This is a genomic window from Saccharophagus degradans 2-40, assembly GCF_000013665.1.
In the GTDB taxonomy this organism is placed as follows: domain Bacteria; phylum Pseudomonadota; class Gammaproteobacteria; order Pseudomonadales; family Cellvibrionaceae; genus Saccharophagus; species Saccharophagus degradans.
On the sequence record NC_007912.1, the window covers coordinates 3,189,990 to 3,212,500 of the forward strand.

The 22,511-nt window shown below is 47.2% G+C and carries 20 protein-coding genes, 2 tRNA genes and 2 rRNA genes (1 of these 24 only partly in view); 2 read left to right on the plus strand and 22 right to left on the minus strand.

Going from position 1 to position 22,511, the window contains the following annotated elements; genetic code table 11:
* Positions 1-33: 33 nt before the first annotated feature.
* Together SDE_RS13175 and SDE_RS13180 are read right to left on the minus strand one after the other, a co-directional pair.
* The gene (locus tag SDE_RS13175) at positions 34-639 is read right to left on the minus strand and encodes a lysophospholipid acyltransferase family protein (RefSeq protein ID WP_011468995.1); all 606 of its coding nucleotides are present in this window, start codon (positions 637-639) and stop codon (positions 34-36) included.
* Positions 640-663: 24 nt separating this feature from the next.
* Positions 664-2,247, minus strand: a complete 1,584-nt coding sequence (locus SDE_RS13180; protein ID WP_011468996.1) for a peptide chain release factor 3 — start codon at positions 2,245-2,247, stop codon at positions 664-666.
* Between the two features lie 273 nt (positions 2,248-2,520).
* Here SDE_RS13180 and SDE_RS13185 point away from each other — a divergent pair, with 273 nt between their 5' ends.
* Positions 2,521-3,441 carry a choice-of-anchor A family protein gene (locus tag SDE_RS13185; protein WP_011468997.1) on the plus strand — a complete coding sequence of 307 codons (921 nt, stop codon included), beginning with the start codon at positions 2,521-2,523 and terminating at the stop codon, positions 3,439-3,441.
* A gap of 89 nt (positions 3,442-3,530) precedes the next feature.
* On the opposite strand, the gene rimI is transcribed toward SDE_RS13185, so the two are convergent.
* From rimI to ruvC, 17 genes are all read right to left on the minus strand, one after another.
* Positions 3,531-4,010: a ribosomal protein S18-alanine N-acetyltransferase gene (gene rimI, locus SDE_RS13190; RefSeq protein ID WP_011468998.1), complete on the minus strand. Its 480-nt coding sequence runs from the start codon at positions 4,008-4,010 to the stop codon at positions 3,531-3,533.
* 17 nt (positions 4,011-4,027) lie between these two features.
* On the minus strand, positions 4,028-4,870 hold the full coding sequence (locus SDE_RS13195; RefSeq protein WP_011468999.1) for a hypothetical protein: 843 nt from the start codon (positions 4,868-4,870) through the stop codon (positions 4,028-4,030).
* 31 nt (positions 4,871-4,901) lie between these two features.
* Positions 4,902-6,449, minus strand: a complete 1,548-nt coding sequence (locus SDE_RS13200; RefSeq protein ID WP_011469000.1) for a 2-isopropylmalate synthase — start codon at positions 6,447-6,449, stop codon at positions 4,902-4,904.
* 67 nt (positions 6,450-6,516) lie between these two features.
* Positions 6,517-7,587 carry a quinolinate synthase NadA gene (gene nadA / locus SDE_RS13205; RefSeq protein WP_011469001.1) on the minus strand — a complete coding sequence of 357 codons (1,071 nt, stop codon included), beginning with the start codon at positions 7,585-7,587 and terminating at the stop codon, positions 6,517-6,519.
* A gap of 265 nt (positions 7,588-7,852) precedes the next feature.
* Positions 7,853-7,928 (minus strand) — tRNA-Lys (locus SDE_RS13210).
* A gap of 205 nt (positions 7,929-8,133) precedes the next feature.
* Positions 8,134-8,209, minus strand: a tRNA-Lys gene (locus SDE_RS13215).
* A 181-nt stretch (positions 8,210-8,390) separates the two neighbouring features.
* Positions 8,391-9,068 carry a 7-cyano-7-deazaguanine synthase QueC gene (gene queC, locus SDE_RS13220; RefSeq protein ID WP_011469002.1) on the minus strand — a complete coding sequence of 226 codons (678 nt, stop codon included), beginning with the start codon at positions 9,066-9,068 and terminating at the stop codon, positions 8,391-8,393.
* A 28-nt stretch (positions 9,069-9,096) separates the two neighbouring features.
* The gene (gene queE / locus SDE_RS13225; protein WP_011469003.1) at positions 9,097-9,747 is read right to left on the minus strand and encodes a 7-carboxy-7-deazaguanine synthase QueE; all 651 of its coding nucleotides are present in this window, start codon (positions 9,745-9,747) and stop codon (positions 9,097-9,099) included.
* A gap of 82 nt (positions 9,748-9,829) precedes the next feature.
* Positions 9,830-10,597, minus strand: coding sequence for a tol-pal system protein YbgF (gene ybgF / locus SDE_RS13230; protein ID WP_011469004.1), 768 nt, complete (start codon positions 10,595-10,597; stop codon positions 9,830-9,832).
* 214 nt (positions 10,598-10,811) lie between these two features.
* Positions 10,812-11,303 carry a peptidoglycan-associated lipoprotein Pal gene (pal, locus tag SDE_RS13235; protein WP_011469005.1) on the minus strand — a complete coding sequence of 164 codons (492 nt, stop codon included), beginning with the start codon at positions 11,301-11,303 and terminating at the stop codon, positions 10,812-10,814.
* Positions 11,304-11,348: 45 nt separating this feature from the next.
* On the minus strand, positions 11,349-12,608 hold the full coding sequence (tolB, locus tag SDE_RS13240) for a Tol-Pal system beta propeller repeat protein TolB (RefSeq protein WP_041325759.1): 1,260 nt from the start codon (positions 12,606-12,608) through the stop codon (positions 11,349-11,351).
* 74 nt (positions 12,609-12,682) lie between these two features.
* Entirely contained in the window at positions 12,683-13,444 is a 762-nt protein-coding gene (tolA, locus tag SDE_RS13245) for a cell envelope integrity protein TolA (RefSeq protein ID WP_011469007.1), read from the minus strand.
* Positions 13,445-13,462: 18 nt separating this feature from the next.
* Complete coding sequence (gene tolR, locus SDE_RS13250) at positions 13,463-13,891, minus strand: protein TolR (RefSeq protein ID WP_011469008.1); 429 nt, start codon at positions 13,889-13,891, stop codon at positions 13,463-13,465.
* A 6-nt stretch (positions 13,892-13,897) separates the two neighbouring features.
* Positions 13,898-14,593, minus strand: a complete 696-nt coding sequence (tolQ, locus tag SDE_RS13255) for a protein TolQ (protein ID WP_011469009.1) — start codon at positions 14,591-14,593, stop codon at positions 13,898-13,900.
* Between the two features lie 282 nt (positions 14,594-14,875).
* Positions 14,876-15,910 carry a Holliday junction branch migration DNA helicase RuvB gene (gene ruvB / locus SDE_RS13260; RefSeq protein WP_011469010.1) on the minus strand — a complete coding sequence of 345 codons (1,035 nt, stop codon included), beginning with the start codon at positions 15,908-15,910 and terminating at the stop codon, positions 14,876-14,878.
* A gap of 23 nt (positions 15,911-15,933) precedes the next feature.
* Positions 15,934-16,557 (minus strand): Holliday junction branch migration protein RuvA, encoded by a 624-nt coding sequence (gene ruvA, locus SDE_RS13265; protein WP_011469011.1) that lies wholly within the window; start codon positions 16,555-16,557, stop codon positions 15,934-15,936.
* Between the two features lie 21 nt (positions 16,558-16,578).
* Entirely contained in the window at positions 16,579-17,100 is a 522-nt protein-coding gene (ruvC, locus tag SDE_RS13270) for a crossover junction endodeoxyribonuclease RuvC (protein WP_011469012.1), read from the minus strand.
* A gap of 185 nt (positions 17,101-17,285) precedes the next feature.
* On the opposite strand from ruvC, the gene SDE_RS13275 reads away from it, so the two are divergent.
* Positions 17,286-17,735 (plus strand): hypothetical protein, encoded by a 450-nt coding sequence (locus tag SDE_RS13275; RefSeq protein WP_011469013.1) that lies wholly within the window; start codon positions 17,286-17,288, stop codon positions 17,733-17,735.
* Between the two features lie 7 nt (positions 17,736-17,742).
* On the opposite strand, the gene SDE_RS21365 is transcribed toward SDE_RS13275, so the two are convergent.
* The 3 genes from SDE_RS21365 to SDE_RS13290 form a co-directional block, all read right to left on the minus strand.
* Entirely contained in the window at positions 17,743-19,113 is a 1,371-nt protein-coding gene (locus SDE_RS21365; protein ID WP_011469014.1) for a GGDEF domain-containing protein, read from the minus strand.
* Positions 19,114-19,332: 219 nt separating this feature from the next.
* Positions 19,333-19,447 (minus strand): 5S ribosomal RNA (rrf, locus tag SDE_RS13285).
* A 371-nt stretch (positions 19,448-19,818) separates the two neighbouring features.
* Positions 19,819-22,511 (minus strand): 23S ribosomal RNA (locus SDE_RS13290) (it continues 178 nt past the right edge of the window).

Consider the following 22,511-nt stretch of genomic DNA (forward strand, 5'->3'; position numbering starts at 1 on the left):
AGCTCAAATTAAGTAACAACAATACTGCGTTTTTTATTGTTTTTCTGGGTGCCTAGCAACAAAACGCGCATTAATCATATCGCGCATCGCATCTGCGTCGGCTGCGTGATCGCCCGTAGTTTGCCAGCAGGGTAACATTTGTAACGTTTTGCTTGGGTAATCCCATGCTACAACAAATACAGGAATCTCTGCCTTTTCTGCTATTCTCAAAAAACCCGTTTTCCACTTATCCACTTTTTTACGTGTCCCCTCAGGTGTTAACACCACCCAACACTGTTCATGTGTGGAATACCAGTCGGCTATTTGATCGACCGTATTGCTAGCAGCTTTTCTATCAATAGGTATACCACCCAGCCAGAGAAAGAAACCTTTAAACGGCCAAAAGAACGCTTCTTTTTTCATGAGGTAAGATATACGTATACCTAACGACATGATGGTGCCCATGGCGATGATAAAATCCCAATTGGAAGTATGAGGCGCAGCCGCAATAATTAATTTAGGCTCATCGGGCAGCGCACCACGCAACTTCCAACCAATACTGCGCAATAAGCAGCGTCCTAGCCAGCGCGAAAGGCGGTTTCCCCCACGCGGCATGCTAGGGGGAATATCAAAGTCAATTACTGGCTCAGAAAAATTCAAACTAAATACCTACTTTAGTTTTTATTAATGTTCACGCGTAGAGCGGAACAACACGTCCGGGTAACGCTCCTGTGACAAGGAAAGATTCACTCGAGTAGGTGCTAAATAGGTTAAGTGACCACCGCCATCAATCGCCAAGTTATCTTCACACTTGCGTTTAAACTCAGCCATTTTCTTGTCGTCTTCACAGTCTACCCAGCGAGCAGTTGCAACACTTACCGGCTCGTAAATAGCTTCTACTTTGTATTCATCTTTTAATCTATACGCTACCACTTCAAATTGTAGTACACCTACAGCGCCTACAATGATGTCGTTATTGCGCAATGGAAAGAAAACCTGTGTAGAGCCTTCTTCAGACAGCTGCTGCAGCCCTTTTTGCAGCTGTTTTACTTTAAGTGGGTCTTTTAAGCGAATACGACGAAACAATTCTGGGGCAAAGTGAGGAATACCCGTGAATTTTAAATCTTCGCCTTCGGTAAAGGTATCGCCAATTTGAATAGTGCCGTGGTTGTGTAAACCAATAATATCGCCAGATATGGCCTCTTCTACTTGGCTGCGATCACCGGCTAAAAATGTAACGGCATCACTTATTTTTACATCTTTCCCTAAACGCACATGGCGCATTTTCATGCCGCGCGTGTAAGTACCACTACACACCCGCATAAATGCAATTCTATCTCGGTGTTTTGGGTCCATATTCGCTTGGATTTTAAAAACGAAGCCCGAAAATTTATCTTCAACGGCAGATACAACGCGCGTGTTCGCCTCGCGATCTAGTGGCGGTGGTGCCCACTCCACAAAACCGTCTAACATTTCTCGCACACCGAAATTCCCCAGTGCAGTACCAAAAAATACGGGCGTGAGCTTTCCGGCCAAGTAAGCATCTAAATCGAATTTGTGGGTTGCGCCCTTAACGAGTTCTATTTCATCGCGAATATCGGCAGCATAGGCACCAAGTAATGCATCGGCTTCTGGGCTATTTAGCCCTTTAATTTGGGTATCGTCTGGAATACGGCTACCTTGGCCATGGTGAAATACATGAATAATATCGGTGTAGAGGTTGTATACGCCTTTAAATTCTTTCCCCATGCCAATCGGCCAATTAATGGGGGCCGCTTCAATATTCAATACGGTTTCGATTTCGTCCATCACATCAATAGGGTCGCGAATATCACGGTCCATTTTGTTTATGAACGATAGAATGGGTGTATCCCGCAATCGGCACACTTCCATTAATTTAATAGTGCGATCTTCCACACCTTTCGCGCCGTCTATCACCATCAACACCGAGTCGACCGCGGTTAAGGTACGGTAGGTATCCTCCGAGAAATCTTCGTGCCCAGGGGTATCGAGTAAGTTTACTGTGCGCTCTTTATAGGGGAACTGCATAACAGAAGAGGTTACCGAAATACCGCGCTCCTGCTCCATGCTCATCCAGTCAGATTTAGCGTGGGGGCCTTTTTTACCTTTTACAGAACCACCCACCTGAATAGCATTTCCAAACAATAATAGCTTTTCAGTGATGGTGGTTTTACCGGCATCCGGGTGGGAAATAATGGCGAAGGTGCGTCGCTTGGCGGTACCTACTGCTGTGGAATGTGCGGACATAACAATTTATTTCTACTTGAATTAAACGCGCGATTATACCTAAGGCACAGCCCTACGTCGTTAGGTGTACTCGTATTAAGTGAGAAAGGATTTTACCCACAGCCGAAATTACACATTAAGTCGGTAATATTTACACTTTATGATTGTATAATATGCCGAAAATTACCTAACCCATTGTTTTTATTAGCCTTATTAAACATGGATCATTTCTTGCTTAGAGTCTAGCGCTATAAGCACCTAATCAGATGTACGTTTTATTTATAAGGAATAAACATGTTTAGCCGTATATTGACCAAAGCTACCGCAGGATTTGTAGGCTTAGTGTTGAGCGCAACCGTATTCGCGTCCCCCTTGAGCGAGTACAACCTCATATTGCTTGAGGATTACAACTTTCAAGGTGGCGATGTTGAAGGCCGCACATTTATTGGTGGCGACCTAAACGCAGCCGGCATGGGCGCCGATTTCGCATCGCGCGTGCCCACACTTAATATTGTTGACTCTGTAAACGTGGTTGGCGACGTAACCGCTGCCAATATTAACGTACAGCACGGCAACTTTGTGCACGGCGGCAACCTTAACGCCAACGTTAACCTGAATGGCGCTGGCAGCGTTATCCACAACCCCAGCCTTAGCATTTCTTCTATTGCAGACGAACTGTTTGCTCAGTCACTTACCTACAGCGGCCTTGCAGCAAACGGAACGTTTAACAACGTGCCGAATAATTCAAGCTTCGACTACCTAGGCACAGACCCTCTAGCCGTTTTTAGTGTGGATGCTGCCGATGTTTTCGCGCAAAACAATAGCTTGCGCCTGAATTCTGGCAATGCCGAAACAGTGGTAATTAATGTTGCAGGCACCGATATTACCGTGAACGGCGGCGTGAACTTAGTAGATGGGTTTCGTCAGAGCGATATCGGCTTTGGCAATATTATTTGGAACTTTTTCGAAGCAGAAACCATTAACTTCGGCAACTTAGCAATGGCCGGCTCTGTGTTAGCGCCATTTGCAGATATTACTGGCGGCGCAGTATTTGAAGGCTCTGTAGCTGCAGAATCCTACACTGGCGGTCGCGAGTTCCATCGTTTTTTGTTTAACACCCCGAATGTATCTGTTCCAGAACCCGGCCCACTTTCTTTGTTGATGCTGGGTATTGGCTTTATTGCTCTTTCTAGAGCGCGGGCTAAACAAGCGTAACGCACTGATTTAAACGCATTGATTTAAACGCATTGAATTAAAAGCAATGCGTTAAAATAACACCATGAGCCCGCACCTAGCGGGCTTTTTTATAGCTGTAATTCCAAACCATAAATAAGCGCATCCTCCCTGCCCTTTCCCGATGGGTAATAGTTTTTACGCTCGCCCATACAGTTAAAGCCCAACTCTTCATATAGAGCAATTGCGGGGTCATTCGACGCGCGCACCTCTAAAAAAAGCCGCTCGGCTGCAACCAGATACTTATCGATAACAACGTCCAGCAACGCCCTCGCTATGCCTCGCCTTTGCGCTTTAGGGTGCACAGCAAGAATAAGCACTTCAGCATCCACTACCTTGTGCTGCACTACCACAACCGCTACCCACTCACCCGCCAACTTTACCCCTAAACACAAATGCTGCAAGGCCAGCGAATCCTCGAAGTTTTTTAAGCTCCAAGGGTGAACACTAGCCGCTTGCTCGATAGCAAAAATTGCTGGTAAATCGACAGAGGAAAACGGGGCCACCTCAACGGAGGTACCGCTTGATAAAACTTTGGTATGGCTGGTCAAATCAAACCTCGAAGAGATTAAGGCTGGGAAGGAAAGGCTTCTAGCAATAAATGCCACACAGGGCGTTTTAATAACGGTTGTAGCAGTATTTCCCCTAAGCTAGGCATGCAGTAGGCTTCGCAAGCAAAGGCATCTGCGGGCCTGTGGAAACACTGTTGCGGTGCCTTAGGTTGCTCTGCATCACCGCCCAATACAGCGCGGATAGCATCATCACCGAATAGAAGAATATGCTTCACTGGGTTTGAGAGTAGGCGCCCCTCTAAAAATGACTGCACCATTTCTTGCGCTGCGGTCCAGCTGTGATCCTTCGTGGCATCATCAACCATTGGCCACTGCAGCTTTTCTGCACGCGGTAGGCTTTGCGGCAGCTGGCCGCAGGCTTTTAATATATTGGTTAACAGTGTATCGGTAGGTAACGCTTGCCCGGGCTTGCGTGAATCAACCACCAACAAATCGGCGTGCACTCGCCACAACTGAAGAAAGAATTTAGCCGAGGGCTTAACTACCGTTTTGGCTTGGAGATCAGCAAGAATACTGCTAACCGTGGAAGATGCGGACTTTTGTGGTTTGGACTTTTCTGGCTCAGAGACTAAGCCCAATGGAGCACGCGAGGTGCGCTCTTGCGCGGGTTCGTTAGCCGCTGCCGTACTGCCTACCGAACCACCTATCGCACCACCTATGTCATCACCAATTCCATCGAGCACGCTGGCGACGCCTTTTGCCACCGCGGGCGCGGCAGCTTGTTTCGCTACCGGTAATTCGCATTGACTAGATAGCGCTGCTCCGGCCAAAACAAAACGCGGCACAAACATATCAATGCCCATGGCATCCAGATACTGCATTCGCCGCTGTTCATTCATGCGCGTTACTCGCTAAGCCAAACAGTGATAATCATACCCCTTCACGCTGAGGGTGCGCGCGGGATTTATTAGATTCGAGCAGGTTCAAGGCATCCAAATAGGATTTAATAGAAGCTGTCACAATATCGGTATCGGCACCTATGCCATTTACAATATTGCCATTGCGCTCCAACCGCACCGTCACCTCACCCTGAGAGTCTGTGCCCTGAGTGATATTATTCACCGAGTAAAGTAAAAGGTCTGTATGGCTATTTACCACGCTTTCAATGGCCTTATAGGCCGCATCTACCGGGCCACCACCTTCGGAGCTTGCCTCTACCAACTCACCGCCAATACTTAACGTAAGTTGCGCATGGGGGTTCTGACCGGTTTTACACACTACCTCTAAAGCCACTAGCTTGTACTTTTCTTCACGGCTAGCATTATCTGCTTCAGACACTAACGCCTGTAAGTCTTGGTCAAAAATTTCGTGTTTTTTATCAGCGAGCGCCTTAAAGCGTGCAAACGCTTCGCTTAACGCCTCTGGGGTATCAAATGTAATACCTAAATCTTCAAATCGCGCTTTTACAGCAGCGCGGCCAGAGTGCTTACCTAATACAATTTTATTGGTATTCCAGCCCACATCTTCCGCGCGCATAATTTCATAGGTTTCCCGATGCTTAAGTACACCATCCTGATGTATACCAGACTCATGCGCAAACGCATTAGCGCCAACAATGGCTTTGTTGGGCTGAACAGGAAAACCGGTAATTGTGGATACCAAGCGCGAGGTAGGCACTATGTGCTCTGTAACAATATTGGTTTCTACTGGGAATAGGTCTTTGCGTGTGCGCACGGCCATTACAACCTCTTCTAACGCGGCGTTACCTGCACGCTCCCCCAAACCATTAATGGTACATTCGATTTGGCGCACGCCGTTCATTACAGCAGACAAAGAATTAGCCACAGCCAAGCCCAAGTCGTTGTGACAATGGGTAGAGAAAATGGCCAAATCAGAATTTGGAACCGCTTCAATTAAGCGCTTGAACATTGCGCCGTACTCACCCGGCTCACCGTAGCCAACTGTATCGGGCACATTGATAGTACGTGCACCGGCAGCAATTGCCGCTTCGGTTATACGACACATAAAATCAAACTCAGAGCGACTGCCGTCCTCTAACGAGAACTCCACATCATCGGTATAGCTTCGTGCGCGCTTTACGGCGTGAATAGCTTGCGCCAACACCGCATCGGGCTCCATCTTCAGCTTATGCTTCATATGAATAGGCGATGTGGCAATAAAAGTGTGGATACGCGATGCATTCGCGCCCTTCAATGCCTCTGCCGCTCTGTCTATATCGCCATCTAAAGCGCGTGCCAAGCTGCATACGCGTGAATCTTTTACCGCTTCTGCCACGGCTTTTACTGCTGCAAAATCACCTGGGCTTGCGATCGCAAAGCCTGCTTCAATGACGTCTACACGCATTTTTTCCAACATTTTGGCAATGCGAATTTTTTCTTCCTGCGTCATGGAAGCGCCGGGGCTTTGTTCGCCATCCCGCAATGTTGTATCGAAAATAACAAGCTTATCTTTTTGCATGAAGTTCTCGCGAAATATCCTATTTATATTTTGGCTGCAGCGTACGCAGTGTGGTTACCTATACAGTTTAGGCTTTCTTTTTAAAATCCAACATACGGCCTAGAGGTATTAGCGCTTTTTTTGCCAACTCTGGGTCAACAAATATTTCGTTATCCGGTTGGTCGAACACTGTAGCCAAGTTTTCTAATTCGTTCATTCCCATCCACGGGCAATTTGCGCAACTTCTGCAAGTAGCACCACTACCAGCTGTAGGCGCAATCACAAGTGTTTTACCTGGGCAGGCCTGCTGCATTTTATAGAAGATACCTTGGTCGGTAGCCACAATAAATGTGTCGTTTGGTAAGGTTTTGGTCGCGTTGATTAACTGCGAGGTAGAACCCACTGCATCCGCAAGCTCCACAACTGACTCAGGCGATTCTGGGTGCACTAAGACGGCGGCATCGGGGTATTGCGCTTTAATATCTAATATACCCTGCGCTTTAAACTCTTCGTGCACAATACATGCGCCATCCCATAACAATACATCTGCACCGGTCTTTCTAGCCACATAACTACCTAGATGCTTATCCGGCGCCCAAAGGATTTTTTTGCCTTGCTTATCTAGGTAGTCCACCACATCCAATGCAATGCTAGAAGTAACAACCCAATCGGCACGCGCTTTAACCGCCGCAGAGGTGTTTGCATAAACTACCACGGTACGATCTGAGTGCTCATCGCAAAATGCAGAGAATTCATCTATAGGACAGCCAATATCTAGCGAGCAGGTTGCCTCTAAGGTAGGCATAAGCACACGCTTTTCAGGCGAGAGAATTTTGGCTGTTTCGCCCATAAACTTCACCCCAGCCACAATTAACGTAGAGCCTTCACACTGTGAGCCAAAACGCGCCATTTCTAGGGAGTCGGATACACAGCCGCCAGTTTCTTCGGCCAACGATTGTATTTCTGGCGAGGTGTAGTAATGCGCAACCAGCTTAGCGTTGTACTTTTTGAGCAGACCTTTAATGGTTTCACGCAGCGCTTCTGTATTTTGCGGCGCGTGCGAAGCTCGGGCGTCTAGCGCTGTGTCCAAATAGGCTTTAACAACGTCTCGTGGTGACGGCTTAATGGAGGGAGTGATGGGATCGTCTATTGAGCTCATACCTTAACCTTCTCGACAAAGTGCTCGCCGAACGGGCCGTGGCGAGATCCCGTAGGATAGGCCCAACTGCGCAAATAAAAAAGGGGACCACTATGTGTCCCCTTTAGAAATTCCCCAACAAAGGGACAATAATGGTGGGTCGTACTGGATGATACGGCGCTTTGCGCCTCGTCGCTCTTGCTAGCGACGCTGTCTCGCTTCGCTCGGCTCGAACCGGTTCTCACCCAGATAACCGTTTTTAATCTTCTGCGAAGATTAGTAATAATGGTGGGTCGTACTGGATTCGAACCAGTGACCAATTGGTTAAAAGCCAACTGCTCTACCAACTGAGCTAACGACCCTAATTGGTGACTTTTGTTTTAGCGCGGAGTCCTGCCGCGGTTGCTATGGGCAACATAAGATGCCAAAGCAGTATAATGCTGGGCTGTACTGGATGATACGGCGCTTTGCGCCTCGTCGCTCTTGCTAGCGACGCTGTCTCGCTTCGCTCGAACCGGTTCTCATCCAGATAACCGCTTTTTAATCTTCTGCGAAGATTAGTAATAATGGTGGGTCGTACTGGATTCGAACCAGTGACCAATTGGTTAAAAGCCAACTGCTCTACCAACTGAGCTAACGACCCTAATTCTGTTTGCATCTCTGCGGCAATTGCCGACTTACAGAGGGGGCTTGAGTGAGTTACTGCCCACAGCAAAGAGGCGCATATCTTAATGATTTAACAACAAAACTCAAGCAATTTTTGCGCTTTTAATACGTTAAAAATCGCGCCAATGGTATTTTTGCAATATTTGATCAATTTGAGATCAATTTGCATACCGAGTAGGGTCCTCCATTTGCGCATCTTCAAACCCTTTGCGGCGCAATCTGCAACTATCGCAGCGGCCACACGCTTCACCATCTACGTTCGCTTGATAACAGGATACCGTCGCACTGTAATCTACCCCCAAGCGCATGCCCAGCTGCACAATCTCAGCCTTGGTCATATCAATAAGTGGCGTTTTTATTTGCAGAGGCTTACCTTCAACCCCCACTTTGGTGGCCAGCATCGCCAACTTTTGAAAAGCCGCAATATATTCGGGTCTACAGTCGGGGTAACCCGAGTAATCGACAGCATTAACCCCTATAAATATCGCCTCGGCGTTAAGCACTTCGGCCCAACCCAGCGCAATAGATAAAAACACGGTGTTTCTTGCTGGTACATAGGTAACCGGAATACCTTCGGGGCCATCTTCAGGCACAGCAATATCATCATCTGTTAGCGCTGAGCCACCAATGGATTTTAAATCGAGCTGCACGACTTTATGTTGCGCAACGTGCATTTTATCGGATACTCGCTGAGCAGCCTCCAGCTCTACACGGTGGCGCTGCCCATAGTCGAAACTTAAGGTGTAGCACTCATAGCCCTCAGACTGGGCAATTGCTAACGCGGTAGTCGAATCCAACCCGCCAGACACCAATATTACTGCTTTCTTGTTACTCATAATAAATTCTAAAGCCTACAACTTTTTACTAAACGCCGGGCGTGTCACCCCAAAGCTGTTTATGTAATTGCATTTGAAATCTTACCGGCAACCTATCGTCGAGTATCCATTCTGCGAGCTGCTTTGGTGCCAGCTGCTCAAAAGAGGGAGAAAACAATACATCCCCTACCTTAGACACCAGCTGCAATTGATCGAGCTGGAACCTAGCCCAGTCATAATCTCCACGATCACAAATAACGAATTTAACTTGGTCTTTTAGTTTTAACAGCGGGATGTTGGTATACAGGTTTTTATCTTGCTCGCCAGAAGCCGGCGTTTTAAGGTCGAGCACAATGCTTACTCGATGATCCACCTTGGAGACATCCATCGCACCGCTGGTTTCGAGTGAAACGTTGTAACCTAGATCGCATAAGCGGCTCAGTAGGTCGATACACCCCGGCTGGGCTAGCGGCTCACCGCCTGTAACGCACACATATTTGGCACCGAAACCCGCAACTTGCTCGAGGATTTGCTCGAAAGACAAGCGCTCGCCACCGTGAAAGGCGTATTCTGAATCGCAATAATGACAGCGCAGCGGGCAACCGGTAAGCCGCACAAACACCGTAGGCAAGCCTACTGTTCGGGCTTCCCCCTGCAGGGAATGGAATATTTCTGTAATTCTAAGGCCTGAATCCGCCATGTAAACTGCTTACCAAACGATCAATGAGGCGCGCATTCTACACGGCGTAGCGTATTTCTCAAGCAAAGAGAGCGCGAGAAGCTTATTCAGTAAAGTGCGTATCGAGGTAGTCTCGCGCCAAATTAGATGCCGACGTTTTAGATGCAACCACTTCCTGCAACATCTTTTTGGCCGTAGCCTTATCGCCCATCATGTCGTATACACGCCCTAACTTATATTTAGCATCAGGTACTTTGGTGTGATTGGGGAACTCACCTAACAGGCGTGAGAACCACTGCCGCGACTGCTCTAACTCGTTATCTTTAAGATAAAGCTCGCCCAGCCAGTATTGTGCGTTGGCGGCATAGCGGCCTTTGGGGTAATTATCTAGGTGCTGCTTTAGCGCGATAACTGCGTTTTTGTAATCCTGTTTGCGCAATACCAAGTCAATGGCATCTTTGTATTCCTGCAATTCCTGCTCAGGTGCACCTGCACTTGCGGCTGCGGCAGATTCAGCGGTAGAGCGAATATCGGTAAGTGTGGTTTTAGTGCCGGTGAAATCACCTTGGCCAACCTTACTTAAACGGCGGTCTAAATCCAGGTAATCATCAAGGCGCTGCTGCTTTAAACGCTTCAATTCGTGAGCCTGCTCTTCCACCATACCACGCAGTTGTAGTACTTCTTGCTGCAGCAATTGCAGTTGATAGTAGATTTCCGACTGGCTCTGCGGCGACGGAGCGACCTCTTCTGGCATTTTTTGCGGTTTTGCGGCCATGCCAGGCTGTGGTTGCGGGTCGACCACATGCGCCTGACTGAAAACTTGGGAAGCGAACAAGAACGCCACAGAGGTGATGGTTAATTTGCTAATCATTTCTACCTAATCTTCTTCAAATTCGTGAAAAATGCGTGCAGGAGTGTACCACAATATGTGAACTGGTTTGCCATAGAGCTAAGACAACAAGATTATGCGGCAATTCCCGCCAATACAGGCCAAAACCTGATTCCACAAACAAAAAACCCGCAGTTTTACGCTGCGGGTTTTTATAAGTTTCACTTAGCAGCCCGCAAAGGCTGCAAGCTTTAACTTAGTATTTGATTTCTACACGACGGTTTTTAGACCATGCGCTTTCGTTGCTGCCAACTTGTGCTGCACGCTCTTCACCGTAGCTAACAGTTTCGATTGAGTAGCTTGGCACACCTTGAAGTACTAAGAAGTCACGAACTGCATTAGCACGACGCTCGCCAAGAGCCATGTTGTACTCGCGTGAACCACGCTCATCAGCATGACCTTCCAAACGGATAGAAGCGTTAGTTTCTTTGATCACTTTAGCGTGAATCAACAAAGCAGCGCGCGCTTCGGAACGCAACATTGCTTGGTCGAAGTCAAAGTAGAATACAGTGTCTACGCCAATAAGCGCGTCACGTGGATCAGCTACTTCAACTACAGTTTCTACTTGCTCTTCCACTGTGTTGTTCATATCAGTGTCAGCTTCGCCTTTAGTTTTACCGGTACTGCTACAACCAGAAACAAAAGCAAATACTGCTACTAACGACAATAAGGTTTTAATGTTACTCATTTTTTTATCACTCCCAAGTTATAAAGATTTTTCGGTACCCACTAACTATTTCGCGTAAGGCGACCAAGCTGGCTCTCTTACGCTACCCTGTTTAGAAGGCAGACGAAATTTTACCCCTGCGTCAATTGAAACCGCGGCCAATACACCTTTGTTGTTATGCTGTGTTGCGTACAATAGCATAGCGCCGTTCGGAGCAATACTGGGCGATTCATCTAACCACGTTTCAGTCAGGATACGCATGTCACCTGACTGAATGTCCTGCCAAGCAATATGGAATACTCCATCTTCCCTGTGAACCATAACCAAACTTTTACCATCCGGCGTGACCCGTGGTCTGGCATTATAATCACCCTCGAAGGTTAAGCGTTCCACCCGTCCCGTTGCAAGACCCACTTGATAAATTTGTGGGTTTCCACCGCGATTTGACGTAAAAATTATCCCTTTTCCGTCCGCGGTCCAGTTTGGTTCGGTATCTATCACCGCCGAGTGGGTTTTTGTGACTCGCTGGAGCGCTCTTGTAGCAATGTCCAAAATGTAAATTTCTGGGTTGCCATCCTTCGATAACACGAGAGCTAATTTAGAATCATCAGGCGACCATGCTGGCGCGCCATTCAACCCCTTGAAGTTTGTAAGTTGCTCTCGCTTACCGGTAATTAAGTTATGTCTAAATATTGCTGGTCGCGATGTTTCAAAAGATACATACGCTACCTGTGTCAAATCATTAGACCAAGCGGGTGATAGCAAAGGCTCACTCGACTTAAAAATCAACTGCTCCCTTGCGCCATCAGCATCAGCCTTAATTAAGCGATATCTTTCTTTAACGCTAGGCCCCATATCTTCGATATAGAGAATCTTGGTAGAGAAAGCGCCTCGAATGCCTGTTAACGCTTGATACACATCATCACTAATTTTGTGCGCCATATCACGCAAACCCGTTGGGCCTACAGATAGCACTTTACCTAACATTTTTTTCTGCTGAAGCACGTCGTACAAACCGTACTCAGCTACGTAGCCGCTTTCGCTTCGCTGAATATCACCTATCACTAAATAATCGGTGCCTAATATACGCCAATCGCGATAAAAAATATCTGCTTGTTTCGATGGAAACGACAACATATTTTCAGGGCTTTTAGATTCAAATAAACCACTGCGATCTAAATCGGCAGATATGATACGAGATACATTTTCACTCAAGCCACCATTGCCACCAAAAGGCACTACGGCAATTGGGGTGGGGTTGTCCGCCCCTTGAGTAATCTCAATCACCAGCTCTGCACGGGCCATGCCTGCAGCCAATATAAGCATTAAGCTCAGCGCCCATTGGCTTGAACCTGCCAACCATTTACTGCCTGCCTTAGCCAAATGCTTTCTCCCCAAAATCATTGTCGTAAATCCTCTGGCTGAAACACCATTTTGAAGTTTCTAAATTCTCTTTCGAATAAGCCAATTGGCATATCCTGCAATTCGGGAAACGCTTCTATTTTTTTCACAGCCTTAAGTGCTGCCCTATCGAATGCAGCATCGCCACTAGAGCGAGAAATCTGCACATCAATTACGCGCCCACTTGGTACCAGCTGTATAGACAACTCACAACGCATTCCGTTTCGCGCCGATGGCGGCCTACTCCAGCTTCGCTCTACTCGCTGCCTTATAAGTGCTGCATAACTTTGAGCCTGTGTTGCGTAGCTATCTTCTAGTAATTGCCCCTGCTCTTCAAGTAACGCTTTCTCAAATTCCTGCTGTATTCTTAATTGTCGCTGCTGCTCTTCTTTACGTTGCCGCTCCTTCTTTTTTGCTTCAGCAGCAGCTTGCTCTTTCTTCTTTTTAGCTTCTGCTGCTTTTTTAGCCTCTAATTCTTGCCGCTTTTTAACTTCGGCTTCTCGCTTTAACTTTTCTGCGCGTTGCTGCTCTTCTAGCATGCGCTGCTTTTTAGTTAAATCTACCTTTTTAGGCTTTTCTTCCTGCTTTGCCTGCTTAGCCTTTGGTTTTAATTCAACCAATTTAGCTTCTATGTGGCGCGGCGGCTTTACGAGCTTGTGCTCTATTTTAGGCTGCCAGTCAGAAAATAACGCCGCAATCACCACCACATGGATCGCCAAGGTGGCTCCACAGGGTATGGCAATATTGCGAAGAATATTCATAGGTTAATCACCCAACCGCTAAGAGCGTGGAGGCTCGGTAACTAAGCCTACAGAGGGAGCACCGGCGCCCTGAAGATCGCTCATCAAACTCACAACTGCACCGTACTCTACCTTGGCGTCGCCCCATACTAGTATTGGCGTATTGGGTTTTTCTCTAAGCACTTTCGCAACGATGGTGGTTATGTCTTTCAGCTCGCGGCGAGTTTCTTGATCGCCTCCCAAATTAATGTAGTAGGTACCATCTTTTTTGATAGAAACAATAATAGGCTCTTCGTCTTTTTGATCGATCGGTGCAGACGGAGACTGCGGTAAATCTACCTTCACCCCTTGCATGAGCAGTGGAGCCGTCACCATAAACACAACCAATAACACCAACATCACATCGATGTAGGGAACGACGTTGATTTCCGCTAACGGTTTTCTTTTGCCTTTACCTTTTGCAGCCATGATTAATTACTCGGCGCTTTTAGAGTGAACTTGGCGGTGCAAAATAGCAGAGAACTCTTCGGCAAAAGTTTCGTAACGACTAATAAGCGATTCAGCATTCGACGAAAAACGGTTGTAAGCCAGTACCGCAGGAATTGCTGCGAATAAGCCCATTGCCGTCGCCACAAGCGCTTCGGAAATACCAGGAGCAACCAACGCCAACGTAGCTTGAGACTCTGTAGCCAAGCCGCGAAACGAGTTCATAATGCCCCAAACCGTACCAAACAGACCAATATAAGGGCTCACTGACGCTACGCTGGCTAAAAAAGGCAAAAACACTTCTAGTTTTTCTTCCTCTCGAGCCATAGCTACGCGCATTGTGCGTTGTGTGCCTTCCATAATTGCATCGGGGTCTGTGCTGCCCTGCTGCCGCAAACGAGTAAACTCTTTGAAACCAGCGCGGAATATATTCTCTACACCATCGGTTGCACTTCGGTTGGCCTTGCTATTGCCCTGCCTATACAGCTGGGTTAAATCCACACCGGACCAAAACTGCCGCTCGAAGTCTTTGTAAGCTACCTTAGCGTGGTATTGGTATAAACCGCGTTGAACAATCAACCCCCAAGAAACTACCGATAGCAAAAATAGAATCGCCATCACTATTTGTACAAGCACGCTCGCCTGAACAATTAAGCTCCAGATAGACAGTGAGTTTTCAGTCATGAAAGGCTAGCCCCCAAATGAGTAGCAATATAGTCTTAAATTAGAATGTTATTTGGAATATTGACCCTGATTCACCCTTTGGGTAACTCAAGGCAGCTTTGAGCAACTGCATTCGGTAATTATCCGCCGCGTTTAAGATATGCAAAATCATACGGATCAATTGTTGCGCAGTTTACGCACTCTTCATCCAATTTTGTTGCGCATAATATACGATCTGTAGAAAAATGCGCTATGACATAGACACGTATACGTAAAATAAATTCAGTGTTTAGCCTTCAAAGCTTATATGCCAGGAAGCGAATCTTGCTTTAGCGCTGCAGGCACATTCAAACCGAAATGTTGATATGCCAATTGAGTAGCCATTCGACCACGCGGAGTACGCATAATAAACCCCTGCTGAATAAGATACGGCTCAAGCACGTCTTCTATCGTGTCGCGCTCTTCACTAATTGCTGCTGCCAGGCTATCGACACCCACCGGTCCGCCACCAAATTTTTCTATAAGCGTGAGCAATAGCCTGCGATCCATATGATCAAAGCCGTGCTCGTCAACGTTGAGCATATTAAGAGCAAGATCTGCAATTTGCGCTGTTACCGTACCATCTGATTTAACTTCAGCATAATCTCGTACGCGACGCAGTAAACGATTGGCAATGCGCGGTGTTCCACGAGACCGTTTAGCAACCTCCCTTGCACCGGGAGTATCCATAGCAACCCCCATCAAGGACGCAGAACGCTCAACAATATGAGTGAGATCTTCAATATTGTAAAACTCTAAACGCTGAACAATTCCGAATCGATCCCTCAAAGGGGAAGTAAGCAACCCTGCACGCGTAGTTGCCCCGACAAGCGTAAACGGCGGTAATTCAAGCTTAATAGAGCGCGCGGCTGGCCCCTCACCAATCATGATATCCAACTGAAAGTCTTCCATCGCGGGGTATAATATTTCTTCTACCACCGGACTTAATCGATGTATTTCATCAATAAATAAAACGTCGCCCGGCTCTAAGTTTGTCATTAGAGCAGCTAGGTCGCCAGCTTTCTCGAGTACGGGCCCAGATGTGGACTTTAGATCCGCCCCCATTTCTGCGGCGATAATATTCGCCAGCGTTGTTTTACCCAGCCCAGGCGGCCCAAATACAAGCGTATGATCCAAACTATCACCGCGCGCTTGCGCGGCGCCGATAAATATTTCCATCTGCTCGCGCACAACCGGCTGACCAATATATTCTTTCAAGCTCTTCGGGCGTACAGCTCGGTCTATCTGCTCTTCGCGGCTTTTGGCGTTAGCATCAATAATTCGGTCTTGCTCAATCATAAATTATGGGCCAGTTAACTAAGTTAAATCATACCTTTTAAAGCTGCACGGATAAGGTCTTCGCTTGTGGTAATAGTATCGTTATACGCAGCAGATACCGCTTTGGCAGCTTCAGTAGGCTTGTACCCTAGGCCAATTAACGCGCTTTCAGCGTCCGCTATAATTACATTGGTGTTTATTACAGGATCGACACGGACAATACCTGCCCCCTCCCCTGTAGGCGAATGCTCGCTAGGTGTGGTATCTAAGGCCTTAACTCGATCGCGCATATCGACCAACAAGCGCTCTGCAGTTTTTTTGCCTACGCCAGGTAGCTTTACAAGTGCGGTTAAGTTGCCATCGAGTACACATTTAGCAAAATCAGATGACTCCATGGACATAATGCCCACTGCAAGCTTAGGGCCTACCCCATTCACCTTAATCAACATACGGAACAGCTCTCTGTCTTGCTGGCTACTAAAGCCAAACAATTGCTGCGATGTTTCGCTAACTGAAAAATGAGTGTGTAATACGGCTTTTTCGCCCAGTGCGGGGAGGCGATAAAATGTCGTCATAGGCGCAATCACGTCATACCCAACACCGCCAATATCTATAAGTAAATGCGGCGCTTTTTTTTCCGCCAAGATTCCTGTTAATCGACCTATCATAATGTCATTCTTAATATTAAATTAAACCAAACGGCCACGCCTAAACTGACGCGAACCCGCCAATCTAATTAGGCTTGCTTGAGTATTGATATGGCACAATGCAATCGCCAATGCGTCCGCGGCGTCCTCTTGTGGGGTAGCAGTAAGATGTAAAAGTGTGCGTACCATATGCTGAACCTGCGATTTATCCGCCGCTCCCGACCCAACAACCGATTGCTTGACCTTTCGCGCTTCGTATTCCCCCACAGGCAAACCGTTAGTTACGGCAGCAACTATCGCTGCACCGCGCGCTTGCCCCAGCTTGAGTGCTGAGCCCGCACTTTTTGCCATAAATACTTTCTCTATCGCAAATTCAGATGGCTGATAGCATTCAATGATTTCTACTAGCGATTCAAATATCGTTTTTAGGCGCTCAGGGAGCTCATCGCTAGATTTCATACGGATCACACCACTAGCGATATATTCACACCGCCCAGATACGTGATTTACTAACCCAAAGCCCGTTTTCAATGAGCCTGGGTCAACGCCTAGCACTATCGCCATTAAACATTCACACTAACAAAGACAAGTAAACAACTAGCGCCACATATAGCCCTGCACTAAGTTCCGATAACCGCCAATTGTGAACCAACGCGAGACTAGATACCACCGCTTTATAAAGCCACCCTGAAAGCGCGAGCATTAGAGTATTTGCGCTATACTTTGTCCTTAATCAGTAGGGAATATACATGTACCGCCAATTAGTACCCGCAACTAACGCAATTGTGCTTTATACACTTTGCTCTTTGACTTTCGCTGATCAGATAGCGCCCTTCACTTCTGATGGATGCAGTGCCTTCCCTGATGGAAATACCGAAGAACAAACACTTTGGCTAAATTGCTGTGTATCTCACGACCTTTCGTACTGGAAGGGAGGAACCTACGAAGAACGGATTAAAGCAGATGCAGAGCTGGAGTCTTGCGTTGCGAAACTAGGTGAAACCGAGATTGGAAAACTTATGTATGCAGGGGTACGTGTTGGAGGTTCTCCCTACCTCCCCATGCCGTATCGCTGGGGTTATGGCTGGCCATTCCCCCGAGGTTATCAAGCGCTGACCAATGAAGAAAAACAGCAAGCCAAACAACAATTGCGCCAATTCATAAAAATGCTAGAAAGCGCTGAAGCCGAACTAAAGTAAGCAGGCGCTAAGAATCCTCGATTGACACCCGATTCTTACCTAAACGTTTAGCACGATACAAAGCCAAGCCCGCCTCTTTTATAGTGGCATCTAAACCGCGCTCAACTTCGTATTCTGCCAAGCCAAAACTAGCAGTGATGGAAACTATATTGTTATCCACAGAAAATTCCATGCCTTCGATGGTTTTTCGCAATGCCTCCGCTCGCAATGCGGCATCAGTTAAGGTGGCGTCGTTCATCAAAAACAATAATTCTTCTCCCCCCCAACGAGCAAGAACCTCCTTCGTATCGAGCATTGCACTTAAACGCTTACAAAGCGAAAGCAACACTTCGTCCCCAACTCCATTACCGTAACAATCATTAATATTTTTAAAATCATCAATATCCATTAAAGTTACGACAAACGGCTTAGGGTGTACTTTGTAATCTATGCATACACTTCTTAAAATATTGGTCATTTCCCGACGATTGATAAGCGTTGTCAAGTAATCAGTTCTAGCCAAGTCACGCAATTGCTCCATCATTTGTTTGCGCGCTTTCACTTCAATCATTAAGTTTCGGTTTGCTTTATTAACCTCTTCAGTGCGCTCAGTCACCTTAGCTTCGAGTATTTCTTGATTCTTTTGGAACGACTCTAGCATTACACTAAACACATCACTTAAATCGTCAATCTCATCCCCTTTAACGCTTACGTCTTTTGGATCTGCATGAATAAGGTCTCCGCATTGATCATGTAAGCGGCGGATGCGATAGACAAAATTACGAGATAAGTAATAACAGCAGGCATAAGCTAGGATTAGCGACATTAATAACGAAAGTAAACCCTTTGTTTTTAGATCCTGCAATTTATTGCTAACGTCGTCGGCTTTCATATCTAAACCGATTAAATACTGGGCTGCCCCGCCACCAATAGGCGCGTAACCAGACATAAAACTACCCCAGCGATCGGTAGTGATGGATGAATCCACACTAACACTCGCAAAGCCTTCAATTAACTCAGGAATATTTTGTTTATATATTTCGCCAGGTCTGGCAGGGTTAACTTGATCGGAATCTAGTACAAACTCAACCAGCCCGTCTCGCAAACGCATAATATAGATAAAAGCTATATCATCATTTGAAGAAGCATAGCTGATAATTAACTGCAAATTTTTCTCATACTCTGGTAACGACTTATTTTGCTCGTTTTGTATGAGATCTAACTCTTTCGTATCAAAGCTTTTTGAAAGCAATGCTGCACTATTACGCAGCCTAGACTTTAAGCTGTTCTCTAAATTTTCGATTGCGCTCCCATAGAAGTAGGAACCAATACTCCCCGAAACGAACATTATGGCGAAAAAATGACTAAGAAATAGCTTTGCTCTAATTGTTAATTTCATAGTTTGACTGGATTTCACAGCTTACGAACAACCGTTATATTGATTTTGTAGTAGATATTATTTTCTTAAAAGAAAACTACAAATTTGATCCGCTAGGCTAACTTATTTTTTAAGAGTTCGCACCTTTTACCGCTTGAATATGGCTAAATGCAGTATCTGGGAACGCCGATCACAAAAAAGCCCGCTTAGGGTAACCTAAGCGGGCTTTTGATATTAGAAGCCTGACGATGACCTACTCTCACATGGGAACCCCCACACTACCATCGGCGATGCATCGTTTCACTGCTGAGTTCGGGATGGGATCAGGTGGTTCCAATGCTCTATTGTCGTCAGGCAAAGCTGTATGTACTTTGTGTCTTTTTCGGCGACCTTCTACCGTAGCACTCGTTAACTAGCTAATGCCGTTAACTATTGAGGCTTTTAATTGGGGATTATTGACAGTAATCCCAGTACAAATAAGGTGTGGATCAGAAGTTGTTTGCGTTATTCATTAAGTAAGGTTGAGGTACTCACCCGTCGCCTTGCGTCGGTGTACTTATCCTTTTGCAATCATGCTAGTGCTATATAGATACACTAAACGTTAATTGTCTTTGCACTTACTAGGTGCTGACTATTCACTTACTTTTCGTAAGCTTTCGTCATCAGTCTTACTTCTTGTGCTTGTACAACACGATTACTTGATTATTAACCAGCAATCTCTGTTATATGGTCAAGCCTCACGGGCAATTAGTATCGGTTAGCTCAACGCCTCACAGCGCTTCCACACCCGACCTATCAACGTCGTAGTCTTCAACGGCCCTTTAGGGGGTCAAGCCCCAGGGAAAGCTAATCTTGAAGGAGGCTTCCCGCTTAGATGCTTTCAGCGGTTATCCCGTCCGAACATAGCTACCGGGCAATGCCATTGGCATGACAACCCGAACACCAGTGGTTCGTTCACTCCGGTCCTCTCGTACTAGGAGCAACTCTTCTCAACTTTCCAACGCCCACGGCAGATAGGGACCGAACTGTCTCACGACGTTCTAAACCCAGCTCGCGTACCACTTTAAATGGCGAACAGCCATACCCTTGGGACCGGCTTCAGCCCCAGGATGTGATGAGCCGACATCGAGGTGCCAAACACCGCCGTCGATGTGAACTCTTGGGCGGTATCAGCCTGTTATCCCCGGAGTACCTTTTATCCGTTGAGCGATGGCCCTTCCATACAGAACCACCGGATCACTATGACCTACTTTCGTACCTGCTCGACGTGTCAGTCTCGCAGTCAAGCGCGCTTTTGCCATTATACTCAATGCATGATTTCCGACCATGCTGAGCGCACCTTCGTACTCCTCCGTTACTCTTTGGGAGGAGACCGCCCCAGTCAAACTACCCACCATACACTGTCCCCAACCCCGATAAGGGGTCTAGGTTAGAACCTCAAACATACCAGGCTGGTATTTCAAGATTGGCTCCACTCAAACTAGCGTCTAAGTTTCAAAGCCTCCCAGCTATCCTACACAAGTAGGCTCAAAGTTCAGTGCAAAGCTGTAGTAAAGGTTCACGGGGTCTTTCCGTCTAGCCGCGGGTACACAGCATCTTAACTGCGATTTCAATTTCACTGAGTCTCGGGTGGAGACAGCGTGGCCATCGTTACGCCATTCGTGCAGGTCGGAACTTACCCGACAAGGAATTTCGCTACCTTAGGACCGTTATAGTTACGGCCGCCGTTTACCGGGGCTTCGATCAAGAGCTTCGCCGAAGCTAACCCCATCAATTAACCTTCCGGCACCGGGCAGGCGTCACACCCTATACGTCCACTTTCGTGTTTGCAGAGTGCTATGTTTTTAATAAACAGTCGCAGCCACCTGGTCACTTCGACCAGTCTCAGCTTAGGGAGCAAGTCCCATCACCAAAACCGGCGTACCTTCTCCCGAAGTTACGGTACTATTTTGCCTAGTTCCTTCACCCGAGTTCTCTCAAGCGCCTTGGTATTCTCTACCTGATCACCTGTGTCGGTTTACAGTACGGTCAACTGTTACCTGAAGCTTAGAAGATTTTCTTGGAAGCATGGCATCAACGACTTCGTCCAAAAGAGGACTCGTCATCACCTCTCAGCCTTAGCGACCCGGATTTACCTAAGTCACCAGCCTACAAGCTTAAACACGGACAACCAACGCCGTGCTCGCCTAGCCTACTCCGTCCCTCCATCGCAGCAACAGTCGGTGCACGAATATTAACGCGCTTCCCATCGACTACGCATTTCTGCCTCGCCTTAGGGGCCGACTAACCCTGTCCCGATTAGCGTTGGACAGGAAACCTTGATCTTCCGGCGGGGAAGTTTTTCACTCCCCTTATCGTTACTCATGTCAGCATTCGCACTTCTGATACCTCCAGCAAACTTCTCAGTTCACCTTCACAGGCTTACAGAACGCTCCCCTACCATACTCGAAAGTATCCGCAGCTTCGGTTATCAGTTTGAGCCCCGTTAAATCTTCCGCGCAGGCCGACTCGACTAGTGAGCTATTACGCTTTCTTTAAAGGGTGGCTGCTTCTAAGCCAACCTCCTAGCTGTCTAAGCCTTCCCACATCGTTTCCCACTTAACTGATATTTGGGACCTTAGCTGGCGGTCTGGGTTGTTGCCCTCTTGACTACGGACGTTAGCACCCGCAGTCTGTCTGCCATGATTGCACTCCACGGTATTCGGAGTTTGCATGGGGTTGGTAAGTCGGGATGACCCCCTAGCCCAAACAGTGCTCTACCCCCGTGGGTGAGACATGACGCACTACCTAAATAGTTTTCGGGGAGAACCAGCTATCTCCCGGCTTGATTAGCCTTTCACTCCGATCCACAGGTCATCCCCTAACTTTTCAACGTTAGTGGGTTCGGTCCTCCAGTCAGTGTTACCTAACCTTCAACCTGCCCATGGATAGATCGCCGGGTTTCGGGTCTATTGCATGCGACTGGACGCCCTATTAAGACTCGGTTTCCCTACGGCTCCCCTAAGCGGTTAACCTGGCCACATACAATAAGTCGCTGACCCATTATACAAAAGGTACGCTGTCACTCCGAAGAGCTCCAACTGCTTGTACGCACACGGTTTCAGGATCTATTTCACTCCCCTCTCCGGGGTTCTTTTCGCCTTTCCCTCACGGTACTGGTTCACTATCGGTCAGTTAGGAGTATTTAGCCTTGGAGGATGGTCCCCCCATCTTCAGACAAGATAACACGTGTCCCGTCCTACTTAATATGTGACTTAAGAGATTTCGTGTACGGGGCTATCACCCTGTATCGCCAGACTTTCCAGACTGTTCCACTACCTCTTAAATCATCGGCTGCTCCCCTTTCGCTCGCCGCTACTTAGGGAATCTCGGTTGATTTCTTTTCCTCCGGGTACTTAGATGTTTCAGTTCCCCGGGTT

Excerpts from the sequence above, each read along its gene's own strand:
- SDE_RS13180 (WP_011468996.1), bottom strand. The coding sequence starts at position 2,247 with ATGTCCGCACATTCCACAGCAGTAGGTACCGCCAAGCGACGCACCTTC.
- SDE_RS13185 (WP_011468997.1), top strand. The coding sequence starts at position 2,521 with ATGTTTAGCCGTATATTGACCAAAGCTACCGCAGGATTTGTAGGCTTA.
- SDE_RS13195 (WP_011468999.1), bottom strand. The coding sequence starts at position 4,870 with ATGAATGAACAGCGGCGAATGCAGTATCTGGATGCCATGGGCATTGAT.
- SDE_RS13200 (WP_011469000.1), bottom strand. The coding sequence starts at position 6,449 with ATGCAAAAAGATAAGCTTGTTATTTTCGATACAACATTGCGGGATGGC.
- nadA (WP_011469001.1), bottom strand. The coding sequence starts at position 7,587 with ATGAGCTCAATAGACGATCCCATCACTCCCTCCATTAAGCCGTCACCA.
- queC (WP_011469002.1), bottom strand. The coding sequence starts at position 9,068 with ATGAGTAACAAGAAAGCAGTAATATTGGTGTCTGGCGGGTTGGATTCG.
- queE (WP_011469003.1), bottom strand. The coding sequence starts at position 9,747 with ATGGCGGATTCAGGCCTTAGAATTACAGAAATATTCCATTCCCTGCAG.
- ybgF (WP_011469004.1), bottom strand. The coding sequence starts at position 10,597 with ATGATTAGCAAATTAACCATCACCTCTGTGGCGTTCTTGTTCGCTTCC.
- pal (WP_011469005.1), bottom strand. The coding sequence starts at position 11,303 with ATGAGTAACATTAAAACCTTATTGTCGTTAGTAGCAGTATTTGCTTTT.
- tolB (WP_041325759.1), bottom strand. The coding sequence starts at position 12,608 with ATGCTTATATTGGCTGCAGGCATGGCCCGTGCAGAGCTGGTGATTGAG.
- tolA (WP_011469007.1), bottom strand. The coding sequence starts at position 13,444 with ATGAATATTCTTCGCAATATTGCCATACCCTGTGGAGCCACCTTGGCG.
- tolR (WP_011469008.1), bottom strand. The coding sequence starts at position 13,891 with ATGGCTGCAAAAGGTAAAGGCAAAAGAAAACCGTTAGCGGAAATCAAC.
- tolQ (WP_011469009.1), bottom strand. The coding sequence starts at position 14,593 with ATGACTGAAAACTCACTGTCTATCTGGAGCTTAATTGTTCAGGCGAGC.
- ruvB (WP_011469010.1), bottom strand. The coding sequence starts at position 15,910 with ATGATTGAGCAAGACCGAATTATTGATGCTAACGCCAAAAGCCGCGAA.
- ruvA (WP_011469011.1), bottom strand. The coding sequence starts at position 16,557 with ATGATAGGTCGATTAACAGGAATCTTGGCGGAAAAAAAAGCGCCGCAT.
- ruvC (WP_011469012.1), bottom strand. The coding sequence starts at position 17,100 with ATGGCGATAGTGCTAGGCGTTGACCCAGGCTCATTGAAAACGGGCTTT.
- SDE_RS13275 (WP_011469013.1), top strand. The coding sequence starts at position 17,286 with ATGTACCGCCAATTAGTACCCGCAACTAACGCAATTGTGCTTTATACA.
- SDE_RS21365 (WP_011469014.1), bottom strand. The coding sequence starts at position 19,113 with ATGAAATTAACAATTAGAGCAAAGCTATTTCTTAGTCATTTTTTCGCC.